The 18,165-nt window shown below is 73.7% G+C and carries 17 protein-coding genes, 1 tRNA gene and 1 other RNA gene; 9 read left to right on the top strand and 10 right to left on the bottom strand.

What is annotated here, in order from left to right; translation table 11 throughout:
* Positions 1-23: 23 nt before the first annotated feature.
* From fabF to aceE, 6 genes are all read right to left on the bottom strand, one after another.
* On the bottom strand, positions 24-1,286 hold the full coding sequence (fabF, locus tag ACWHYA_RS11375) for a beta-ketoacyl-ACP synthase II (protein ID WP_425944272.1): 1,263 nt from the start codon (positions 1,284-1,286) through the stop codon (positions 24-26).
* A gap of 110 nt (positions 1,287-1,396) precedes the next feature.
* Positions 1,397-1,645, bottom strand: coding sequence for an acyl carrier protein (locus tag ACWHYA_RS11380; RefSeq protein WP_425944270.1), 249 nt, complete (start codon positions 1,643-1,645; stop codon positions 1,397-1,399).
* A 119-nt stretch (positions 1,646-1,764) separates the two neighbouring features.
* Entirely contained in the window at positions 1,765-2,814 is a 1,050-nt protein-coding gene (locus ACWHYA_RS11385) for a beta-ketoacyl-ACP synthase III (protein ID WP_425944268.1), read from the bottom strand.
* A complete protein-coding gene (locus ACWHYA_RS11390) occupies positions 2,811-3,860 on the bottom strand; it encodes an ACP S-malonyltransferase (protein ID WP_425944266.1) in 1,050 nt (349 codons plus the stop codon). The genes ACWHYA_RS11385 and ACWHYA_RS11390 overlap by 4 nt, the downstream gene beginning before the upstream one ends.
* A 108-nt stretch (positions 3,861-3,968) precedes the next feature.
* Positions 3,969-5,147: a PucR family transcriptional regulator gene (locus ACWHYA_RS11395; protein WP_425944264.1), complete on the bottom strand. Its 1,179-nt coding sequence runs from the start codon at positions 5,145-5,147 to the stop codon at positions 3,969-3,971.
* Positions 5,148-5,236: 89 nt separating this feature from the next.
* The gene (aceE, locus tag ACWHYA_RS11400; RefSeq protein WP_425944262.1) at positions 5,237-7,996 is read right to left on the bottom strand and encodes a pyruvate dehydrogenase (acetyl-transferring), homodimeric type; all 2,760 of its coding nucleotides are present in this window, start codon (positions 7,994-7,996) and stop codon (positions 5,237-5,239) included.
* Between the two features lie 159 nt (positions 7,997-8,155).
* On the opposite strand from aceE, the gene ACWHYA_RS11405 reads away from it, so the two are divergent.
* From ACWHYA_RS11405 to ACWHYA_RS11430, 6 genes are all read left to right on the top strand, one after another.
* Positions 8,156-8,572: a DUF3052 domain-containing protein gene (locus tag ACWHYA_RS11405; RefSeq protein ID WP_448095595.1), complete on the top strand. Its 417-nt coding sequence runs from the start codon at positions 8,156-8,158 to the stop codon at positions 8,570-8,572.
* A complete protein-coding gene (locus tag ACWHYA_RS11410; protein ID WP_425944258.1) occupies positions 8,569-9,033 on the top strand; it encodes a peroxiredoxin in 465 nt (154 codons plus the stop codon). Before ACWHYA_RS11405 ends, ACWHYA_RS11410 begins: the two co-directional genes overlap by 4 nt.
* 75 nt (positions 9,034-9,108) lie before the next feature.
* Positions 9,109-9,181: transfer RNA gene (locus ACWHYA_RS11415), tRNA-Val, on the top strand.
* Position 9,182: 1 nt separating this feature from the next.
* Positions 9,183-10,124 (top strand): Nif3-like dinuclear metal center hexameric protein, encoded by a 942-nt coding sequence (locus tag ACWHYA_RS11420; protein WP_425944256.1) that lies wholly within the window; start codon positions 9,183-9,185, stop codon positions 10,122-10,124.
* Positions 10,121-10,858, top strand: a complete 738-nt coding sequence (locus tag ACWHYA_RS11425; protein WP_425944254.1) for a zinc ribbon domain-containing protein — start codon at positions 10,121-10,123, stop codon at positions 10,856-10,858. Before ACWHYA_RS11420 ends, ACWHYA_RS11425 begins: the two co-directional genes overlap by 4 nt.
* Entirely contained in the window at positions 10,855-12,213 is a 1,359-nt protein-coding gene (locus ACWHYA_RS11430) for a histidine phosphatase family protein (RefSeq protein WP_425944252.1), read from the top strand. The genes ACWHYA_RS11425 and ACWHYA_RS11430 overlap by 4 nt, the downstream gene beginning before the upstream one ends.
* Positions 12,214-12,262: 49 nt before the next feature.
* Here ACWHYA_RS11430 and ACWHYA_RS11435 read toward each other — a convergent pair whose 3' ends face one another.
* Positions 12,263-13,009, bottom strand: coding sequence for a YaaA family protein (locus tag ACWHYA_RS11435; protein ID WP_425944250.1), 747 nt, complete (start codon positions 13,007-13,009; stop codon positions 12,263-12,265).
* A 33-nt stretch (positions 13,010-13,042) separates the two neighbouring features.
* Between ACWHYA_RS11435 and ACWHYA_RS11440 the strand changes: the two genes are divergently transcribed.
* Complete coding sequence (locus tag ACWHYA_RS11440) at positions 13,043-14,518, top strand: ribonuclease catalytic domain-containing protein (protein WP_425944248.1); 1,476 nt, start codon at positions 13,043-13,045, stop codon at positions 14,516-14,518.
* Complete coding sequence (locus ACWHYA_RS11445; RefSeq protein WP_425944246.1) at positions 14,515-14,673, top strand: hypothetical protein; 159 nt, start codon at positions 14,515-14,517, stop codon at positions 14,671-14,673. Before ACWHYA_RS11440 ends, ACWHYA_RS11445 begins: the two co-directional genes overlap by 4 nt.
* A gap of 65 nt (positions 14,674-14,738) precedes the next feature.
* On the opposite strand, the gene rnpB is transcribed toward ACWHYA_RS11445, so the two are convergent.
* Together rnpB and ACWHYA_RS11455 are read right to left on the bottom strand one after the other, a co-directional pair.
* Positions 14,739-15,118, bottom strand: an RNA gene (gene rnpB, locus ACWHYA_RS11450) — RNase P RNA component class A.
* A gap of 23 nt (positions 15,119-15,141) precedes the next feature.
* The gene (locus ACWHYA_RS11455) at positions 15,142-15,798 is read right to left on the bottom strand and encodes an MBL fold metallo-hydrolase (RefSeq protein ID WP_425944244.1); all 657 of its coding nucleotides are present in this window, start codon (positions 15,796-15,798) and stop codon (positions 15,142-15,144) included.
* Positions 15,799-15,880: 82 nt separating this feature from the next.
* Here ACWHYA_RS11455 and ACWHYA_RS11460 point away from each other — a divergent pair, with 82 nt between their 5' ends.
* Entirely contained in the window at positions 15,881-17,338 is a 1,458-nt protein-coding gene (locus ACWHYA_RS11460) for a GuaB1 family IMP dehydrogenase-related protein (RefSeq protein WP_425944242.1), read from the top strand.
* 40 nt (positions 17,339-17,378) lie between these two features.
* Here ACWHYA_RS11460 and ppgK read toward each other — a convergent pair whose 3' ends face one another.
* A complete protein-coding gene (ppgK, locus tag ACWHYA_RS11465; RefSeq protein ID WP_425944240.1) occupies positions 17,379-18,134 on the bottom strand; it encodes a polyphosphate--glucose phosphotransferase in 756 nt (251 codons plus the stop codon).
* Positions 18,135-18,165: the final 31 nt, after the last annotated feature.

Here is an 18,165-nt window from a genome sequence, read left to right on the forward strand (position 1 = left end):
CTACCCGCCGCCCCCTGCCGGCCTCACCCGCGGCTGCGGAACGCGAGCGCCACGTTGACCCCGCCGAACCCGAAGGAGTTGTTGACGGCGGCCAGGTCCCCGTCCGGCAGCGGGCGAGGGGCCCCGGTGACCACGTCCAGGTCGATCTGCGGGTCCTGCCGGTCCAGGTTGATGGTGGCCGGCACGGTCCTGGCGTGCAGGGTCTGGACGGTCAGGACCGCCTCGAGCGCGCCGGCGGCCCCCAGCAGGTGGCCCGTCATCGACTTGGTCGCCGTCACCGGGACCCGGTCGGTGTGCGCGCCGAAGGCACGGCGGATCGCGCGCGCCTCGGCGGCGTCCCCGACGGGGGTGGACGTGGCGTGCGCGTTGATGTGCGCGATGTCGCTCATCGACAGGTCGGCGTCGGCCACGGCCTCGGCCATGGCGCGCGCGGCCCCGGCGCCGTCGGGCTCGCCCGCGGTGATGTGGTAGGCGTCGCTGGACATGCCCACCCCGACGAGCTCGGCGTAGATGCGGGCCCCGCGGGCGAGCGCGTGCTCCTCGGCCTCGAGCACCATGACAGCCGCTCCCTCGCCCATGACGAACCCGTCCCGGTCCACGTCGTAGGGGCGGGAGGCCCGCTGAGGGTCGTCGTTGCGTCCGGACAGCGCGGTCATCGCGGCGAACGCGGCGATCGGCAGCGGGTGGATGGCGGCCTCGGTGCCCCCGGCGACCATCATGTCGGCCCGGCCGGAGCGGATCATCGAGAACGCCAGGCCCATGCCCTCGGCACCGGAGGCGCACGCGCTGACGGGGCAGTGGGCACCGGCGCGGGCCGTGAGGTCCAGGGACACGGCCGCGGCGGGCCCGTTGGGCATGAGCATCGGGACGGTCAGCGGGAAGACGCGACGGGGCCCGCGGGTGCGCAGGTTCTCCCACTGGTCCAGCAGGGTCCACACGCCACCGATGCCGGACCCGACCGCCACACCCAGACGCTCGGGCTCGATCTCGGGGCTGCCGGCGTCGGCCCAGGCCTCCCGGGAGGCGATGAGGGCGTACTGGCCCGAGGGGTCGTTGCGGCGCACCTCGACCTTGGGGAGCACCTCGCTGGGCGGGGTGTGGATCTGGGCCGCGAAGGTGATCGGCAGCTCGTGCTCGTCGATCCACTCCTGGGGGATGTCCCGGGCGCCGGAGCGGCCCGCCAGGACCGCGTCCCAGGTCTGCGGCGCGGTGCCGCCGACGGGGGTGGTGGCGCCCAGGCCGGTCACGACGACGCGGCGGGGGGTCGGGCTGGGGCTGGGGGACATCTGCACGACCTCCGGGGTCGGTCGGGGCGGCGGTGCCGCGGACAGGACGGGGTATGGGGTGGGGCGCCTCCCGGCGCGGCCGCTGGGGACCGCGCCGGGAGGGGGGAGCGTCAGCCCTGGTTGTTGGCGATGTAGGTCACCGCGTCCCGGACGTGGGTGAGGTTCTTCACCTCGTCGTCGGGGATGCGCACGCCGAACTTGTCCTCGGCGTTGACCACGATGGTCATCATCGAGAGGGAGTCGATGTCCAGGTCCTCGGTGAAGGACTTGTCCATCTGGACCTCCTCCTGCTCCAGACCGGTCTCCTCGTTGACGATCTCCGCGAGACCCGCGAGGATCTCCTGCTCGGTCATGGCCATCTGTCCTGCTCCTTCGGTTGAGGGGGTGACCCGGGTGCTTCCCGCCGGGCCTCGGGTGGTCTCGTGGGGGGCGGGGGCGGGAGGGGTGCTCCGACCGCCGCATTCGGACAGGGGCCTGCTCACGGCATGACGACGACCTGGGCGGCGTAGACCAGGCCCGCGCCGAACCCGATCTGCAGGGCAAGCCCGCCGTGGCGGGCCTCGCCCTCGTCGAGCATCCGGGACATGGCGAGCGGGATCGAGGCTGCCGAGGTGTTGCCCGTCTCGGCGATGTCGCGCGCCACGGGCACGTGCTCGGGCAGCTTGAGGGACTTGATCATCGCGTCGGTGATGCGCATGTTGGCCTGGTGGGGCACGAAGGCGTCCAGGTCGTCGGTGGTGACGCCGGCGGCCGCGACGGTGTCGATGGCGACCTGGGCCATCGAGAACACCGCCCACCGGAAGACGGTCTGCCCCTGCATGACGAAGGAGGGCCAGGCGATCTCCTCGGCGCGCCGCGGGTCCTCCATCGCCGGCCGCAGCTCGGTCCAGGACTCCCGCTGGGTGATCGCGTCGGTCTTGTCGCCCAGGCTGCCCCACAGGGTGGGACCGATGCCGGGGGTGTCCGAGACGCCCACGACGGCCGCACCGGCACCGTCGCCGAAGATGAACGCCGAGCCGCGGTCGTGCTTGTCGGTGAAGTCGGACAGCTTCTCCACCCCGACGACGAGGACGTGGTCGGCCGTCCCGGCCCGGACCATGTCGTTGGCCAGGGCGATGCCGTGGCAGTAGCCGGCGCAGGCGGCCGAGACGTCGAAGGCGGCCGGGTCCGGGATCCCGAGCCGGTGGCCCAGCTCGGGCGCCGCGGCCGGGGTCTGGTAGGGGTGGGTCACGGTGGCGACGATGATCACGCCGATCTGGTCCGGGCCCACCCCTGCGCGCTCCATCGCCTGCCGGGACGCCGCCTCGGCCATGTCCACCACGGTCTCGTCGTCCCGGGCGAACCGTCGGGTCACGATGCCGGAACGCTGCTGGATCCACTCGTCGGAGGAGTCGATGAAGCGGCAGATCTCCTCGTTGGTCACCACCCGCTCGGGCCGGTAGCCGCCCAGCCCGAGGATGCGGGCGTGGCGGAGCGTGCGGGGACCGGCGAGGGTCGGGGCGGGACGACCGGGACGAGGTGTGGTCACGGGGTGTCCTCCTGGGGGTGCTGGTGCTCGGGCTGGCCGGGGTGCGGGGGAGCATCGGGTCCGGCGTCCTGGGGCCCACCGTGCTCCTGGATCATCCGGCGGGCCTGGTCCAGGTCGTCGGGGGTCTTCAGCGCCAGCGTCTCGACGCCGCGCAGGGCCCGCTTGGCCAGGCCGACGAGGGTGCCGGCCGGCGGGATCTCGATGAGACCCGTGACCCCCATCGCGAGGAAGGTGTCCATCGTCAGGTCCCAGCGCACCGGGTTGGACACCTGACGCACGAGGCGGCGCAGGACCTCCTCGCCGTCGTCGACGACGGTCCCGTCGGCGTTGGAGACCAGCGGGACCGCGGGGTCCTGGGCCGCCAGGTCCAGCACGTGGCGCGCCAGGCGGTCCACCGCCGGGTCCATGTGCCGGGTGTGGAAGGCACCGGCCACCTGGAGGGGGACGACGCGGGCCCGGGCGGGCGGCGCGCCGTCCAGGGCCGAGAGCTGCTCCAGCGTGCCGGCGGCCACCACCTGGCCGGCGCCGTTGAGGTTGGCGGGGGTCAGACCGAGGGAGTCCAGGACGGCCAGGACCTCCTCCGGGTCGCCGCCGACGACGGCGCTCATCCCGGTCGGTGCGACGGCCGAGGCCTGGGCCATGCCACGTCCCCGCTCGCGCACGAACGCCACCGCCTCGTCCTCGGTGAGCACACCGGCGAAGGCGGCGGCCGTGATCTCCCCGACGGAGTGCCCTGCGGTGGCGCCGACGGGGGAGGCAGCCCGCCCGTCGGCCCGACCGGCGTCGTCCCCACGGTCCGGGGCGGCAGCGCGATCGACGCCGAACAGGGCGGACAGGGCCACGAGCCCGGCGCCGACGATGAGGGGCTGGGCGACCGCGGTGTCCTTGATGGTGGGAGCGTCCGAGGTGGTCCCATGGGCCACGAGGTCGCTCTGGGCGACCTCGGAGAGGCGTTCCAGACGCTCGGGCAGCCCCGGGAGCTCGAGCCACGGAGCGAGGAAACCGGGAGCCTGGGAGCCCTGTCCGGGCGCGACGATCACGAGCACGCCCCCCACTCTGCCCGGCGGCGGCACGGGACGGCGTCAGCGTTCCCGACGAGAAGGCACGGCCGTCTTTGGAGGTTTCCTCCAAGGTGCGTGCGGAATCAGGCCTGCTCAGCGTGGCGGACGGTGCCGTGCGGTCATGCGGCCGAGCGCCAGGGAGACCTGCAGGACCCAGGCGTCCCGGGGGTCGTGGGCGTCCAGCCCGACCACGTCGGCGGCGCGACGCAGGCGGTAGCGCACCGTGTTCGGGTGGAGGAACAGCGCCCGCGCGGTGGCCTCGAGCGCTCCGCCGTGGTCGAGATAGGCCTGGACCGTCTCCAGGAGGGGCGAGGAGTGGTCCCGCAGCGGTCGGTAGACCCGGTCGACGAGCATCCTGCGGGCCGGCTGCTCACCGAGCAGCGCCCGCTCGGGCAGCAGGTCGTCGGCACCGACCGGTCGGGGCGCCTGCGTCCAGGCGGGCAGGGCGTCGCAGGCGGACAGGGCGGCCCGCACGCTGCGGCCCGCGGCGAACAGGTGCGGCACCCGGGGACCGACGACGACGGGTCCGGGCGCGAAGGAGGGGGCGAGCGCGCGGGCGTCGGCCGAGGGGTCGTCGCTGCCGCCCAGCACGCACACGAGCCGGCGGCCGAGCGCGGCGGTCAGGACCGAACGGCCGGCGCGCTGGGCGGCCTCGCGGACCCTTTCCAGGGCCGGGCCGGAACCCCCCTCGGGCAGGGCGCCGACGAGGACGGCGACCCCGGTCACGTCCTCCCAACCGAGCTCGGCGGCGCGGGAGGCCAGGGTGTCGTCCGCCTCTCCCCGCACGATCGCGTGGACGACGAGGGACTCCAGCCGGGCATCCCACCCACCGCGCTGCTCCGCTGCGCGGGCGTAGACGTCGGCGGCGGCGAAGGCCACGTCGCGCGAGTAGCGCAGCACCGCCTCCCGCAGCCGCGGGCGCTCGTCCTCCCCGACCAGCTCGTCCACGGCGTCCTCGACGGTGGCTACCGCCGTGCGCGTCAGGTCGAGGGCCTGACGCAGGGAGATCGTCTGGGCCAGGGCCCGCGGGGCCGTGGTGAACAGGTCGCCGGACACGGTCCGCTCGGGGGTCCCGTCGGCATACCAGGTGAGCAGGGTGCTGATCCCGCCCTGGGCGATGAGACCCACCCAGGAGCGGTCGTCGGGGCTGAGCGCCGTGAACCAGTCGTGCTCCTCGGCCATCCGCCGGGTGACCCGCGTGGCGAGCTCCCCGGCCCGTCGTTGCAGCGGCTCAGGTCGGGAGGCCGCGCCCGCGGCGGGGGAGGAGGGCACCGTTGCAGCCTAGTGATCCGGGACCCCCGGGCGCGGCGGCCGGCACGTCTGCCGGCCGCCCCGCCCGGGCGGTGTCGACGGGACGGCGCTCAGGCGTCCCCGCCCACGTTGCCGGAGGTGCCCGCATTGACGTCGAGCAGACGGTAGCGGTCCGCCGCCTCGCGGGGCACCTGCGGGTCGATCTCGCCGCGGTCGGCGAGCATCTGCAGGGCCTTGACCGCCATCGAGGGACCGTCGATGTGGAAGAACCGGCGGGCGGCGGCCCGGGTGTCGGCGAAGCCGAAGCCGTCGGCCCCCAGGGCGTGGTAGTCCTCCGGCACCCACGGGGCGATCTGGTCCTGGACCGCCCTCATGTAGTCGCTGGTCGCGATGATCGGGCCGGTGCCCTCGGAGAGGCGGCGGGTGACGTAGGGGACACGCCGCTCCTCGTCCGGGTGCAGGAAGGCGTCCTCGTCGCAGGACATCGCCTCGCGGCGCAGCTCGGACCAGGAGGTGACCGACCACACGTCGGCGTGCACGCCCCAGTCCTCGCGGAGCAGCTCCTCGGCCTCCAGGGCCCAGGGCACCCCGACGCCGGAGGCCAGCAGCTGGACCTGGCGGCCCTCCTCCGCGGGCTCCGCCTTCGTGATCCGGTGCATGCCCTTGAGGATGCCCTCGACGTCCACGTCCTCCGGCTGGGCCGGCTGCCGCATCGGCTCGTTGTAGACGGTGATGTAGTAGAAGACGTCCTCCGCCTCGCCGCCGTACATCCGCTCCAGCCCCGCGGGCAGGATGTGCGCCAGCTCGTAGGCGTACGCCGGGTCGTAGGAGACGCAGGCCGGGTTGGTCGAGGCCAGCAGGGGTGAGTGGCCGTCCGCGTGCTGCAGCCCCTCGCCCGCCAGGGTCGTCCGGCCCGCGGTGGCTCCGATCATGAACCCGCGCACCAGCTGGTCGGCCGCGGCCCAGATCCCGTCACCGGTGCGCTGGAACCCGAACATCGAGTAGAAGATGTAGAACGGCACCATCGGGACCGAGTGGGTGTCGTAGGAGGTGCCGGCCGCGGTGAAGGCCGCCACCGATCCGCCCTCGTTGATGCCGACGTGCCAGATCTGGCCGCTCGTGGACTCCTTGTAGGCGAGCATGAGGTCGGCGTCCACCGAGGTGTAGTTCTGGCCGTGGACGTTGTAGATCTTCGCCGTGGGGAAGAAGCTGTCCATGCCGAAGGTGCGGGCCTCGTCCGGGATGATCGGCACCAGGTGCTTCCCGAACTCCTTGTCGCGCATCCACTCCTTGAAGATGCGGACCAGGGCCATGGTGGTGGCCACGTTCTGCTTGCCCGAGCCCTTCTTGGCCACGTCGTAGATCTTGGTGTCCGGCAGCGTCAGCTCGCCGACCTTCGACGGATCGCGCTTGGGCAGGTACCCGCCCAGCTCCTTGCGACGCTCCTGCAGGTAGCGGATCGCCTCGTCGTCCTGACCGGGGTGGTAGTACGGCGGCTTGTAGGGGTCGGCCTCGAGCTGCTCGTCGGTGATCGGGATGCGCAGGCTGTCCCGGAAGCCCTTGAGGTCGTCCAGGGTCATCTTCTTCATCTGGTGGGTCGCGTTGCGGCCCGCGAAGTGTGTCCCGAGGCTGTACCCCTTGATGGTGTGGGCCAGGATCACGGTCGGCTGTCCGGTGTGCCGCAGGGCGGCGGCGTAGGCGGCGTACACCTTGCGGTAGTCGTGCCCGCCCCGCTTGAGCTTCCACCAGACGTCCTCGTCCGACCAGTCCTTGACCATCTCCTTGGTGCGCGGGTCGCGCCCGAAGAAGTGGTCGCGGATGAAGGCGCCGTCGTTGGCGCGGAAGGTCTGGAAGTCCCCGTCGGGGGTGGAGTTCATCAGGTTGACGAGCGCTCCGGAGGTGTCCTTGGCGATGAGCTCGTCCCAGCCGCGGCCCCACAGCACCTTGATGACGTTCCAGCCGGCGCCGCGGAAGTAGCTCTCCAGCTCCTGGACGATCTTGCCGTTGCCGCGCACCGGCCCGTCGAGCCGCTGCAGGTTGCAGTTGACGACGAAGGTGAGGTTGTCCAGCTCGTCGTTGGCCGCCACCTGGAGCAGGCCGCGCGACTCCGGCTCGTCCATCTCGCCGTCGCCGAGGAAGGCCCACACGTGCTGCTGGCTGGTGTCCTTCAGGCCGCGGTTGTGCAGGTACTTGTTGAACGCCGCCTGGTAGATGGCGTTCATCGGACCCAGGCCCATCGAGACCGTGGGGAACTGCCAGAACTCCGGCATGCTGCGCGGGTGGGGGTAGGAGGGCAGCGGCTGGACGTCGTCGTCCAGACCCCGGCTCTTCTCCTGACGGAAGCCGTCCAGCTCCTTCTCCGAGAGCCGTCCCTCCAGGAAGGCGCGGGCGTAGATGCCGGGCGAGGCGTGACCCTGGAAGAAGATCTGGTCGCCGCCGCCCTCGTGGTCGCGTCCTCGCCAGAAGTGGTTGAAGCCGACCTCCCACAGGGTGGAGATCGAGGCGTAGGAGGAGATGTGGCCACCTACGGAGATCTCGGGGTGCTGGGCCCGGTGCACCATGACGGCGGCGTTCCAGCGGATCCAGGCCCGGTAGCGCCGCTCCATGTCCTCGTCACCGGGGAACCAGGGCTCGCGCTCGGGCGGGATCGTGTTGATGTAGTCGGTCGTCGTCAGCGACGGGAGCCCCACCTGGGAGTCACGAGCGCGCTCCAGCATGCGGAGCATCAGGTAGCGGGCACGACCCCGGCCACCGGCCTCGATCGCGGAGTCGAGCGACTCGAGCCACTCCTGGGTCTCGTCGGGATCCGTGTCCGGGACCTGGCTCGGCAACCCGTTGAGGATCGGCCCGACTGGACGCTCGAAAGACATGAGGCAACCTTTCCGTCGTGGTGACGGGGCCAGTCTGTCACGAGGGGTGGACGTCGGGTCAGGTCGGTCGGCCGCCGCCCCGAGGGCCCGGGCGACGCCACCTTTACATCCGGGCCACCCTCTAGTTGTGTAGTCCTCACCATGGACGGTGAGAGGAACGTGAACGAGATCGACACGGACGCAGGCCCGCTGGTCGCGCCCGCCCGACGGCTGGGTTTCGCCCCGGGCCAGATCGTCGTCGAGTACGGCGACGACGACGACGTCGAGGAGGACCTCAGGGCCGCCGTGGAGGCCCTCGTCGAGGGTCCCCTGGAGGGGGAGGACTACGACGGGGTCGTCGACGTGGTGCTGCTCTGGTGGCGCGACGGCGACGGTGACCTTGCCGACGAGCTCGTCGACGCCCTCACCACGCTCGAGGAGGGTGGGTTCATCGCCCTGCTGACGCCCGGTGCCGGACGGCCCGACCGCGTGGCCGCCCACGAGGTCCAGGAGGCCTGCACGACGTGCTCCCTGTCGGCCGCGGGCGCCATCCCCCTGGGCGCCTGGATCGGCCAGCGTCTCGTGGGTCGCCGGTGACGGCATACCCGCAGGTGGGGGCCCTCGCTCCCGACCTCGACCTGCCCGACCAGCACGGCGACCGGCAGCGCCTGGCCGACCTCGTCGCCGAGCGGCACCTGCTCATGGTGTTCTTCCCCTTCGCGTTCTCCTCGATCTGCACCGGGGAGCTGCTGGAGATCCAGCTGAACATCGACGAGTTCGTCAACGACCGGGTCCAGGTGGTGGGCCTCTCCTGCGACCCCACCTCCTCCCTGCGGGCCTGGTCCGCGCACGAGGGCTACCGCTTCCCCCTGCTGTCCGACTTCTGGCCCCACGGCCGGGTGAGCCGCGCCTACGGCGTGCTCGACGAGGACACGGGGGCCGCCGCGCGCGGGACGTTCCTGGTCGACCCGCGGGGGGTGGTCACGTGGAGCCTGGTCCACGGACCGGGGGAGGAGCGCCCCATCGGCCTGCTGCACGAGGCGGTCAGGGGCCTGTAGCACCGGGCACGGCGCCCGTCGTCCCGACACGCGTGCCGAACCGCCCGGGCGGACTGGCACAATGGTCGCCCCTAGGGGCCTGTAGCTCAGCTGGTAGAGCGCCGCGTTTACACCGCGTAGGTCGTCGGTTCGAGCCCGGCCGGGCCCACGTGGACAACAGCAGAGAGGTCGCCGGCAGCAGCCCCGAGGGGCTGCCGCTGCGCGAGGTCGTCGCGGTGCTCGAGGAGCTCTACCCGCCCGCCACCGCCCAGTCGTGGGACCGCGTCGGCCTGGTCGCCGGTGATCCCGACCAACGGGTGCGCAGCGTCCTGCTCGCCGTCGACCCGACGCTGGAGGTGGTCGCCGAGGCGGTCGCCGCCGGTGCCGACCTCGTCCTGACCCACCACCCCCTGCTGCTGCGGGGCATCCACTCCGTCGCGACGACCAGCGCCAAGGGCGCCACCATCACCGACCTCGTCGTCAACGACGTCGCGCTCTACTGCGCGCACACGAACGCCGACGTGGCCGATCCCGGGGTCGGCCATGCGCTCGCCCGGGCGTGCGGGCTGGAGGAGACCGACGCCCTGCAGGTGGTGGAGGACCAGGAGCTGGGCAGGGTGGGGGACCTGCCCGCGCCCACCACCCTCGCCGACCTCGCCACGACCCTCCACGCAGCCATGCCGCCGACCGCGTCGGGGGTGCGGGTCGCGGGCCCGCCCGGGGCGTCCGTGCGCAGGGTGGCGGTGCTCGGTGGTGCCGGGGACTCGGCGCTGGACGCCGCCCGCCGCAGCGGTGCCGACGCCTACGTCACGGCCGACCTGCGGCACCACCCCGCCCTCGAGGCCCGGCAGGAGGCCAGGGCCGCCGCGCGGAGCCGGGGGGCGGACCCCTCCGCGGGAACGCCCTACCTGGTCGACGCGGGGCACTGGGCCAGCGAGTCGTTGTGGCTGCCGATGGTGCGGCGGCTCCTGGCCGACCGGCTCGGCGGTAGCGTGAGCCTCTCCCTGTCCACCGTGCGCTCCGACCCCTGGGACTTCGTCGTCGGAGCCCGTCCGCCCGAGGTGGGCCCCGTGACCGCCCGTCCTGCACCCCGACCCGGAGGTATGCCGTGAAGGCCAGCCCGCAGATGCAGTCCCGACTCCTTGACCTGCTCGACCTCGACACCCGGCTGACCCAGCTGGACCACCAGCTGCGCACCCTCCCCGAGCTGGTCGACATCGCCCGGCTCGAGGCGGCCGAGGCGGACCTGCGCGCCGAGGTGGTGCGCACCGAGACCGCGGTCTCGGACCTCCAGCGGGAGGTGGCCAAGGCCGAGGCGGCCGTGCAGCAGGTGCGCGACCGGGCCGCCCGGGACCAGGCCCGGCTCGACGCCGGCACCGGCACCTCGAAGTCCCTGCAGGGGCTGCAGCACGAGCTGGCCTCGCTGGAGCGGCGCCAGGGGGTGCTCGAGGACGAGCAGCTGGAGGTCATGGAGCGGGTGGAGGCCGCCCAGGGCTCGGCCGACCGGGCCGCCCGGGCGCACGCCGAGCACGCCGAGCGGCTGACGTCCCTGCGCGCCCAGCGCGACGAGAAGGCCGCCCGGATCAGCGCCGAGCGCGAGGAGGTCGCCCATGGTCGGCCGGCGGTCGTGGCCGACCTGTCCGCGGAGCTGCTCGCCCTCTACGACCGGGTGCGGGCGCACAGCGGGACCGGCGCGGCCCCGCTCGTCCAGCGCCGGTGCGGCGGCTGCCGGCTGGACCTCAACGCGGTCGACCTCTCGCGGATCCGCAACGCGCCCGAGGACGAGGTGCTCCGGTGCGAGGAGTGCGGCCGCGTCCTCGTGCGGACCTCGGAGTCCGGTCTGTGAGCCTGCGCCCGGCCCTGGTGGTCGAGGCGGACGGCGGTTCCCGGGGCAACCCGGGCGTGGCCGGCTACGGGGCGCTGGTCAAGGATGCGCGGACCGGGGAGCTGCTGGCCGAACGGGCGGTGCCTCTCGGCCGCGCGTCGAACAACGTGGCCGAGTACAGCGGCCTCGTGGCCGGACTGCAGGCCGTGCTCGACCTGGGCCTGGCGACCGACGCGGCCGTCGAGGTCCGGATGGACTCCAAGCTGGTCGTGGAGCAGATGTGCGGGCGGTGGAAGATCAAGCACGAGGACATGCGCCGGCTGGCACTCCAGGCCCGTCAGCTCGTCGACCAGGTCCAGGCCGCCGGGGGCACGGTCCGGTTCACCTGGATCCCGCGGGAGCGCAACGGTGCGGCGGACGCGCTGTCGAACGTGGCGATGGACGGACGCATCGTCCACCGTGACCTCCTGGGGGAGGGCGCCGGCTCCGACCGGCCCGGGGAGGCGCCGGAGGTGTCCACGGTCACCGGTCCCGGTGGCCCCACGTCCGGGCGGGTGGGCCGCGGCGTGGCCCCCGGCGACCGCCCCGGCACCGGCCAGGTCTTCGGCGACGCCCGGGTGCCCCTCACCGACGTCTTCGTCTCCGACGAGACCGTGCCGACGCTGGAGGGGCAGACGCGGCTGGTCCTGGTGCGCCACGGGGTGACCGACTTCACCCAGGGTCACCGGCTCGACGGGCGGGGAGGTGCCGACCCTGCCCTCAACGCCACCGGTCTGGCGCAGGCCCGGGCCGCCGCCGTCGCCGTCCGGCGTCTCCTCGACCGTTCGGACCCCGGCCGGGTCACCGTGGTCTCCTCGTCCCTGCGGCGGGCCCGCCAGACGGGACAGGTCGTCGCCGACCACCTGGGGGTGCCCCGGGAGGAGGACGCCGACTGGGACGAGCAGGGGTTCGGCTCCTGGGACGGTCGGGCCATGCCCGACCTGGTCCGGGAGAGCGCCGCGGACCTCGCCCGGCTCCGGCACGACCTCGACTTCGCCCCTCCCGGCGGGGAGACCCGGCGCGAGCTCGACCGGCGGGTGGGCGGCGCGCTGGGACGGGCGATCTCGCGCGGCGGCACCGTCGTCGTCGCCACCCACCGGGTGGTGCTCATGTCGGTGCTCGGCCGGCTGCTGGGCATCGACCACTCGAGGGCCTGGTCGGTGGCCACCGCCCCCACGTCCCTGACGGCCGTCGAGGTGTGGGCCGACGGCGGGGTGCAGGTGGAGTTCGTCAACGACACCCACCACCTCTACGACCCGGCGTTCGCCGACGACGTGGCCCAGACCGAGGCCCGGGTCCGCATCCTGGACAGCTCCCTCGAGGGCCCGCCCGGCTAGTGCCGCCGCGTGCTCCCGCCGAGCACCGACGGGCGTCCCGTGCCTGGAGCTACCGGGCCACGACGTCGAGGATCCAGGACCGGCCCCGGCGTGCCGGCTCGTGCAGCGCGACGTCGAACTCCTGGCCGAGCAGGGCGGGGAGGTCCTGCACGCGCCGGGGGTCGGCCGGCGTGCGGCACAGGGCACGGGCCACCAGGCCCCGGGTGTGCTTGGCCATGTGGGTGGCCCCCGGGACGCGGACCTGCACCCACCGCGGCGCGAGCGCCTCCCCCGGTGCCCAGGCGGCGGCATACGTGCTGGAGCGGCAGTCCACGACCAGTCCGAGGCCCGCGGCCGCCTCGAGCACCGGACCCAGGTGAGGACGCCAGAACGACGCGAGCGGGCCCGGGCCCGGCAGAGACACGCCCATGGACAGACGGTAGGGAGCCAGCCGGTCGGTGGGGCGGACCGCCCCGTAGAGGGCAGAGACGACGACCAGCCTCCGGGTGGCGCGCCGGGCGGAGGCGAGGTCCAGCGAGGCCAGGTCCAGGGCGTCGTAGAGCACACCGGTGTACAGGTCGCGGGCCGGCAGCGCGGGGGCCTCCTGCAGGCGCAGGTTGCGCGCGACCTCCGCGGCGACTCCGGGGCCGACGCCCAGCACGGCGGCCGCGTCTGGTCGCGCGCTCGCCCGGGCCAGCGCGGCGGCGACCTGCGCCCGGGCAGGGGCCAGGGCCGGGAAGGAGAGGGTGTGCGGACGCGCGGGGGCCCCGCGGCCGCGGGTCGCCTTGGACTCGGAGGGGGGCAGCAGGATCAGCACGACACGCAGGGTAGGCGACGTAGGGTGGCGGCCATGGTTCAGCGTGCGACACGGCTCTCCGGCACCGGCGGGCACACCCAGCTGCTGGAGCGGGCCTTCGAACGGGCGCGCGCCGAGCAGGACCTGCCGACCGGCTTCTCCGCGGAGGTGCTCGCCGAGGTGGAGCGGGCCGTGGCGGCCCCGGACCTGCCCGACCGCGACGAGACGGGGGTCCCCTTCGTCACGATCGACCCGCCGGGGTCCATGGACCTGGACCAGGCCCTGCACGTCGAGCGCGACGGCGAGGGCTACCGGGTGCGCTACGCGATCGCCGACGTCCCCGCGTTCCTGCCCGAGGGCGGAGCGCTGGACGCGGAGGTGCGCCGCCGGGGTATGACGGTCTACTGCCCCGACGTGCGCGTGCCGCTCCACCCGCCCCATCTCAGCGAGGACGCGGCCAGCCTGCTGCCGGACGAGGTGCGTCCCGCCTACGTGTGGGACATGCGCCTCACCGCCGGGGGCGAGCGCGACCGGGCCGACCTCTACCGGGCGATGGTGCGCTCGGTGCGCCGCTACACCTACGAGGAGGTGCAGGCGCTGGTGGACGGGGGAGGGGCCGAGGACACGCTCCTGCTGCTCAAGGAGGTCGGTGAGCTGCGGATCCGGCGCGAGGACGAGCGGGGCGGGGCCAGCCTGCCGATGCCGGAGCAGGAGGTGGAGGTGGACGAGGAGGGCCACTACCACCTGCGCCTGCGGCCCCTGCTCGCGGCCGAGGACTGGAACGCCCAGGTCTCCCTGCTCACGGGCATGGTGGCCGCCCGCATCATGCTCGAGGCCGGCACCGGCATCCTGCGCACGATGCCGAGCCCCGACGCGGGCGCCGTCGCCCGTTTCCGGCGGGAGGCCAGGGCCCTGGGCGTCCCGTGGCCCGAGGGCCTGACCTACGGCCGGTTCCTGCGCACCCTGGACCGCGACGACCCCGCCCACCTGGCCGTCATCAACGCCGCCACCAGCCTGTTCCGCGGAGCCGGCTACACCGTCCTCGACGGCACGTCCCCGCCCGAGGACGAGGTGGTCCAGGCGGCCATCGCCGCCCCGTACACCCACACGACCGCCCCCCTGCGCCGCCTCGTCGACCGGTTCTCGCTGGCGGTGTGCGAGGCCCTCGTGCACGGGCGGGAGCTGCCCTCCTGGGTCGAGGAGGCGCTGCCGGTGCTGCCCGATCTCATGGCCGAGGCCGACCGTCGGACCCGGGCCGTCGAGCGCTCCTGCCTCTCGTCGGTCGAGGCCGCCGTGCTCGCCGACCACGTCGGCGGCACCTTCGAGGCGGTCGTGGTGGACGTCGGGCGGCGGGGGGACGTCGTCGTGCAGCTGATCGACCCGCCGGTCAGCGAGCTCGCCGAGGGCCGCGCCGAGCCCGGCACCGCCGTGCGGGTCGAGGTCGTCGCCGTCGACGTGCTCGCCGGGCGGGTCGACCTCCGGATCGTCGACGGGGCGCACGTCGACGGTGTGGCAGAATCGGCGTCATGAGCTTCCGCGCACCCGCCCCGACGTCCGACGCCGTGCCGACGGGGACGGCCGACACCCGGTCGATGAACAAGGTGCTGTCGGTGATCCCGATCGGGGTCGCTGCGTTCACCGCGGTCTTCGTCGTCGTCGACCTGCTCACCGGCGCCCTGGGCTGAGCACCGCCGGCCGCCCCCTGGGCTGAGATATCGCCGGCGGCGCCCGGTGCGGACGGGGCCTGGTGAGGATGAGTCGGCCGGTACGCCGGGTTCTGTCCCTCCGCGCCGTCGCCGGCGCTGCGGAGGTGGCGGCCATCCATCTACGACGGCCGTTGCCGACCGCCTCCAGCGACCTACCCGTGCGCTCGGGCGGGCAGCCCTCGAGCACGCACTGTCTGGTCTTGCTCCCGGTGGGGTTTACCGAGCCACGCCAGTCACCTGGCGTGCTGGTGGTCTCTTACACCACCCTTTCACCCTGACCCACCGGCGGACCGGTGGGCGGTCTACTTTCTGTGGCACTGTCCCGCGGGTCGCCCCGGGTGGCCGTTAGCCACCACCGTGCCCTGTGGAGCCCGGACGTTCCTCGGCGGACCCGAAGGTCCGACGCGGCCGCCTGGCCGACTCATCCTCAGCCTCCCAGTCTACCGCTCAGAGCGTCGCCGCCCCGACACCCCGAAGGTCGAGCACCTCCACCCCGCCCTCGGCACCGAAGTCACCGATGTGCTTGAGGTACATCGAGCGGCCCGTGTCGTTGAGGAGACCGTCGTGCACCGGGACCACGCCCCGCCGCGGGGCGACCCTGCGCACGAACTCCAGCGTCTCGGCGATCTTGCCCCAGGGCGCGTTGACCGGGACGGCGAGCAGGTCGACCGGTCCCGGGTCGGCGTCCAGGGCGTCACCCGGGTGGAACAGGGCGGTCCCGCCCGCCTCCAGGACCACGCCGGTGTTGCCGATCCGCTCCACCCAGGGGTGGATCACGGCGTGCTGCTCGCCCACCGGCCGCAGCTCGACGGGTCCCAGGTCGACGCGGCCGCCCGGCTCGAGCCGCTCCAGCCGCCCGCCCAGGCCCTGGTCGGCGAGCAGCTCGGCCGTCTGGGACTCCACGAGCACCCGGGCGTCGGGGTTGGCCCGCAGGAGCTCGGGTCCGCGGCGCGGATCGAGGTGGTCCGGGTGCTGGTGGGTCACCAGGACCGCGGTGAGTCCGGTCAGGTCGTCCAGGTCGGAGAAGGTCCCCGGGTCGACGAGGATGCGCTGGTCCTGCTCCTCGAGGAGCAGGCAGGCGTGGCCCCGGTGCGTCAGCTGCATGGTCTACCTCCGTCAGGTCGGTGTCGGCCCCACGCTAGGACGCCCGCTGGTGCTGCGCCAGGGGTGCGTACGCTGGGGCACCGTGGAGTTCCTCAACGGTATGCGGCCGACGCACGAGCTGACCTACGCCGACGTGTTCATGGTTCCCTCCCGCTCGGCGGTGACCTCGCGTCTGGACGTGGACCTGACCACCCCCGACCGGGTGGGGACCACGGTCCCGGTGGTGGTGGCCAACATGACCGCGGTCTCCGGCCGTCGGATGGCCGAGACGGTGGCCCGTCGGGGGGGTGCGGCCGTGCTGCCCCAGGACATCCCCCTGCCCGAGGTGCGGAGGACGGTCGAGCGCGTCAAGGCCAGCCACCCCGTCTACGAGACCCCGATCGTCGTCGAACGGTCCGCCCCCGTGGCCCAGGTCCTGTCCGTCATGGGCAAGCGGGCGCACCGGGCCGCGGTCGTCGTGGAGGCGGGTCGGCCGGTCGGGGTGGTGACCGAGGCCGACTGCGAGGACGTGGACCGGTTCTCCTCGGTCGCAGAGGTCATGCAGGAGCCCCGGGTGGTCCTGGAGGACGGCGTCGACCTGCGCGCGGCCTTCGACGACCTCGAACGCAGCCGCGCGGACCTGGCCCCCGTGGTCGCCGGGGGACTGCTGAGGGGCATCGTCACCCGCACCGGTCTGCTGCGCTCGGCGATGTACGCGCCGGCCGTCGACCCGGAGGGCCGGCTGTGCGTCGGCGCGGCGGTGGGGATCAACGGGGACGTGCCGGCCAAGGCGGCCGAGCTGCTGGCCATCGGGGTCGACGTCCTCGTCGTCGACACCGCACACGGGCACCAGGAGAAGATGCTCGAGGCACTGCCGCAGGTGGTCGCCGCCCGGGACGCCCACGCGGACCGCACCGGTGTCCGGGTCCCGGTCGTCGCGGGCAACGTGGTCTCCCGGGCCGGGGTGCACGACCTGGCCGCGGCCGGGGCGGACATCGTCAAGGTGGGGGTGGGGCCGGGCGCCATGTGCACGACCCGGATGATGACCGGTGTCGGGCGACCGCAGTTCTCCGCCGTCGTGGAGTGCGCGGAGGCGGCCCGGGAGACCGGGGCGCAGGTGTGGGCCGACGGCGGTGTCAAGCACCCCCGCGACGTGGCCCTGGCCCTGGCCGCCGGGGCCGCGTCGGTCATGGTCGGGTCCTGGTTCGCCGGGACCCTGGAGTCGCCGGGCGACCTCATGCGCGACGCGGAGGGCCGGGCCTACAAGGAGTCCTTCGGGATGGCCTCGGCCAGGGCGGTGCGTCAGCGCACCAGGGACCTGTCGGCCTTCGACCGGGCCCGGTCCGCGCTGTTCGAGGAGGGCATCTCCTCGGGCCGGATGTTCCTCGACCCCCACCGCCCCGGGGTGGAGGACGTCCTGGACCAGATCGTCTCCGGGGTGCGCAGCGCCTTCACCTACGCAGGGGCCCGGACCGTGGGAGAGTTCCACACCCGGGCCGTCGTGGGGGTCCAGGGGGCCGCCGGGTTCGAGGAGGGCAGGCCGCGCCACACCTCCTGGTGAGGCGCAGCCCGGGCGGCCGGTCGATCCTGTCCGCCGTCGCTCAGTCCTCCACGTGCCGCGTGTACCAGGCGGCGCCGATGATCCCCGCGTCGTTGCGCAGCTCGGCGGCCACCACCGGCGCCCGCAGGTGCAGCAGCGGAAGGAACTTGTGGGCCTTCTTCGACACGCCGCCGCCCACGATGATCAGGTCGGGCCAGAGGAGGTTCTCCACGTGGGAGTAGTAGCGCTGCAGCCGCTCGGCCCACTCCTCCCAGGAGAGGTCCTCCTCCTCGCGCGCGCTGCTGGCCGCCCTCGTCTCCGCGTCGTGGCCGTCGAGCTCCAGGTGGCCCAGCTCGGTGTTGGGCAACAGCTCACCACCCCGGAACAGCGCGGACCCGATCCCCGTGCCCAGCGTCGTCAGCAGCACCACGCCGTCGTTGCCCCGACCGGCGCCGTAGTGCATCTCGGCCACGCCGGCGGCGTCCGCGTCGTTGACCACGTGCACCGGCCTCTCGAGGTGCCGGGAGAACAGCGCGTCGGCGTCCGTGCCGATCCAGCTGGGGTCGATGTTGGCGGCCGTCCGCACCACGCCGTGGTGCACCACGGCGGGCACGGTGATCCCGACCGGGCTGTCGGCGTCGATCTCGTCGAACTCGTCGATGATCTGGGCCACGATCTCGGCCACCGCCTCGGGAGTGGCGTCGTCGGGGGTGTCGATGCGGACCCGGTCGGTCGCGAACGCGCCCTTCTCCAGGTCGACGGGGGCACCCTTGATGCCGCTCCCGCCGATGTCGACGCCGAGGATGTGCTGTCCCATGGTGGTCCTTCCGGTGGCTGGGGGACGGGCC

This window comes from Ornithinimicrobium carbonis (assembly GCF_977012275.1).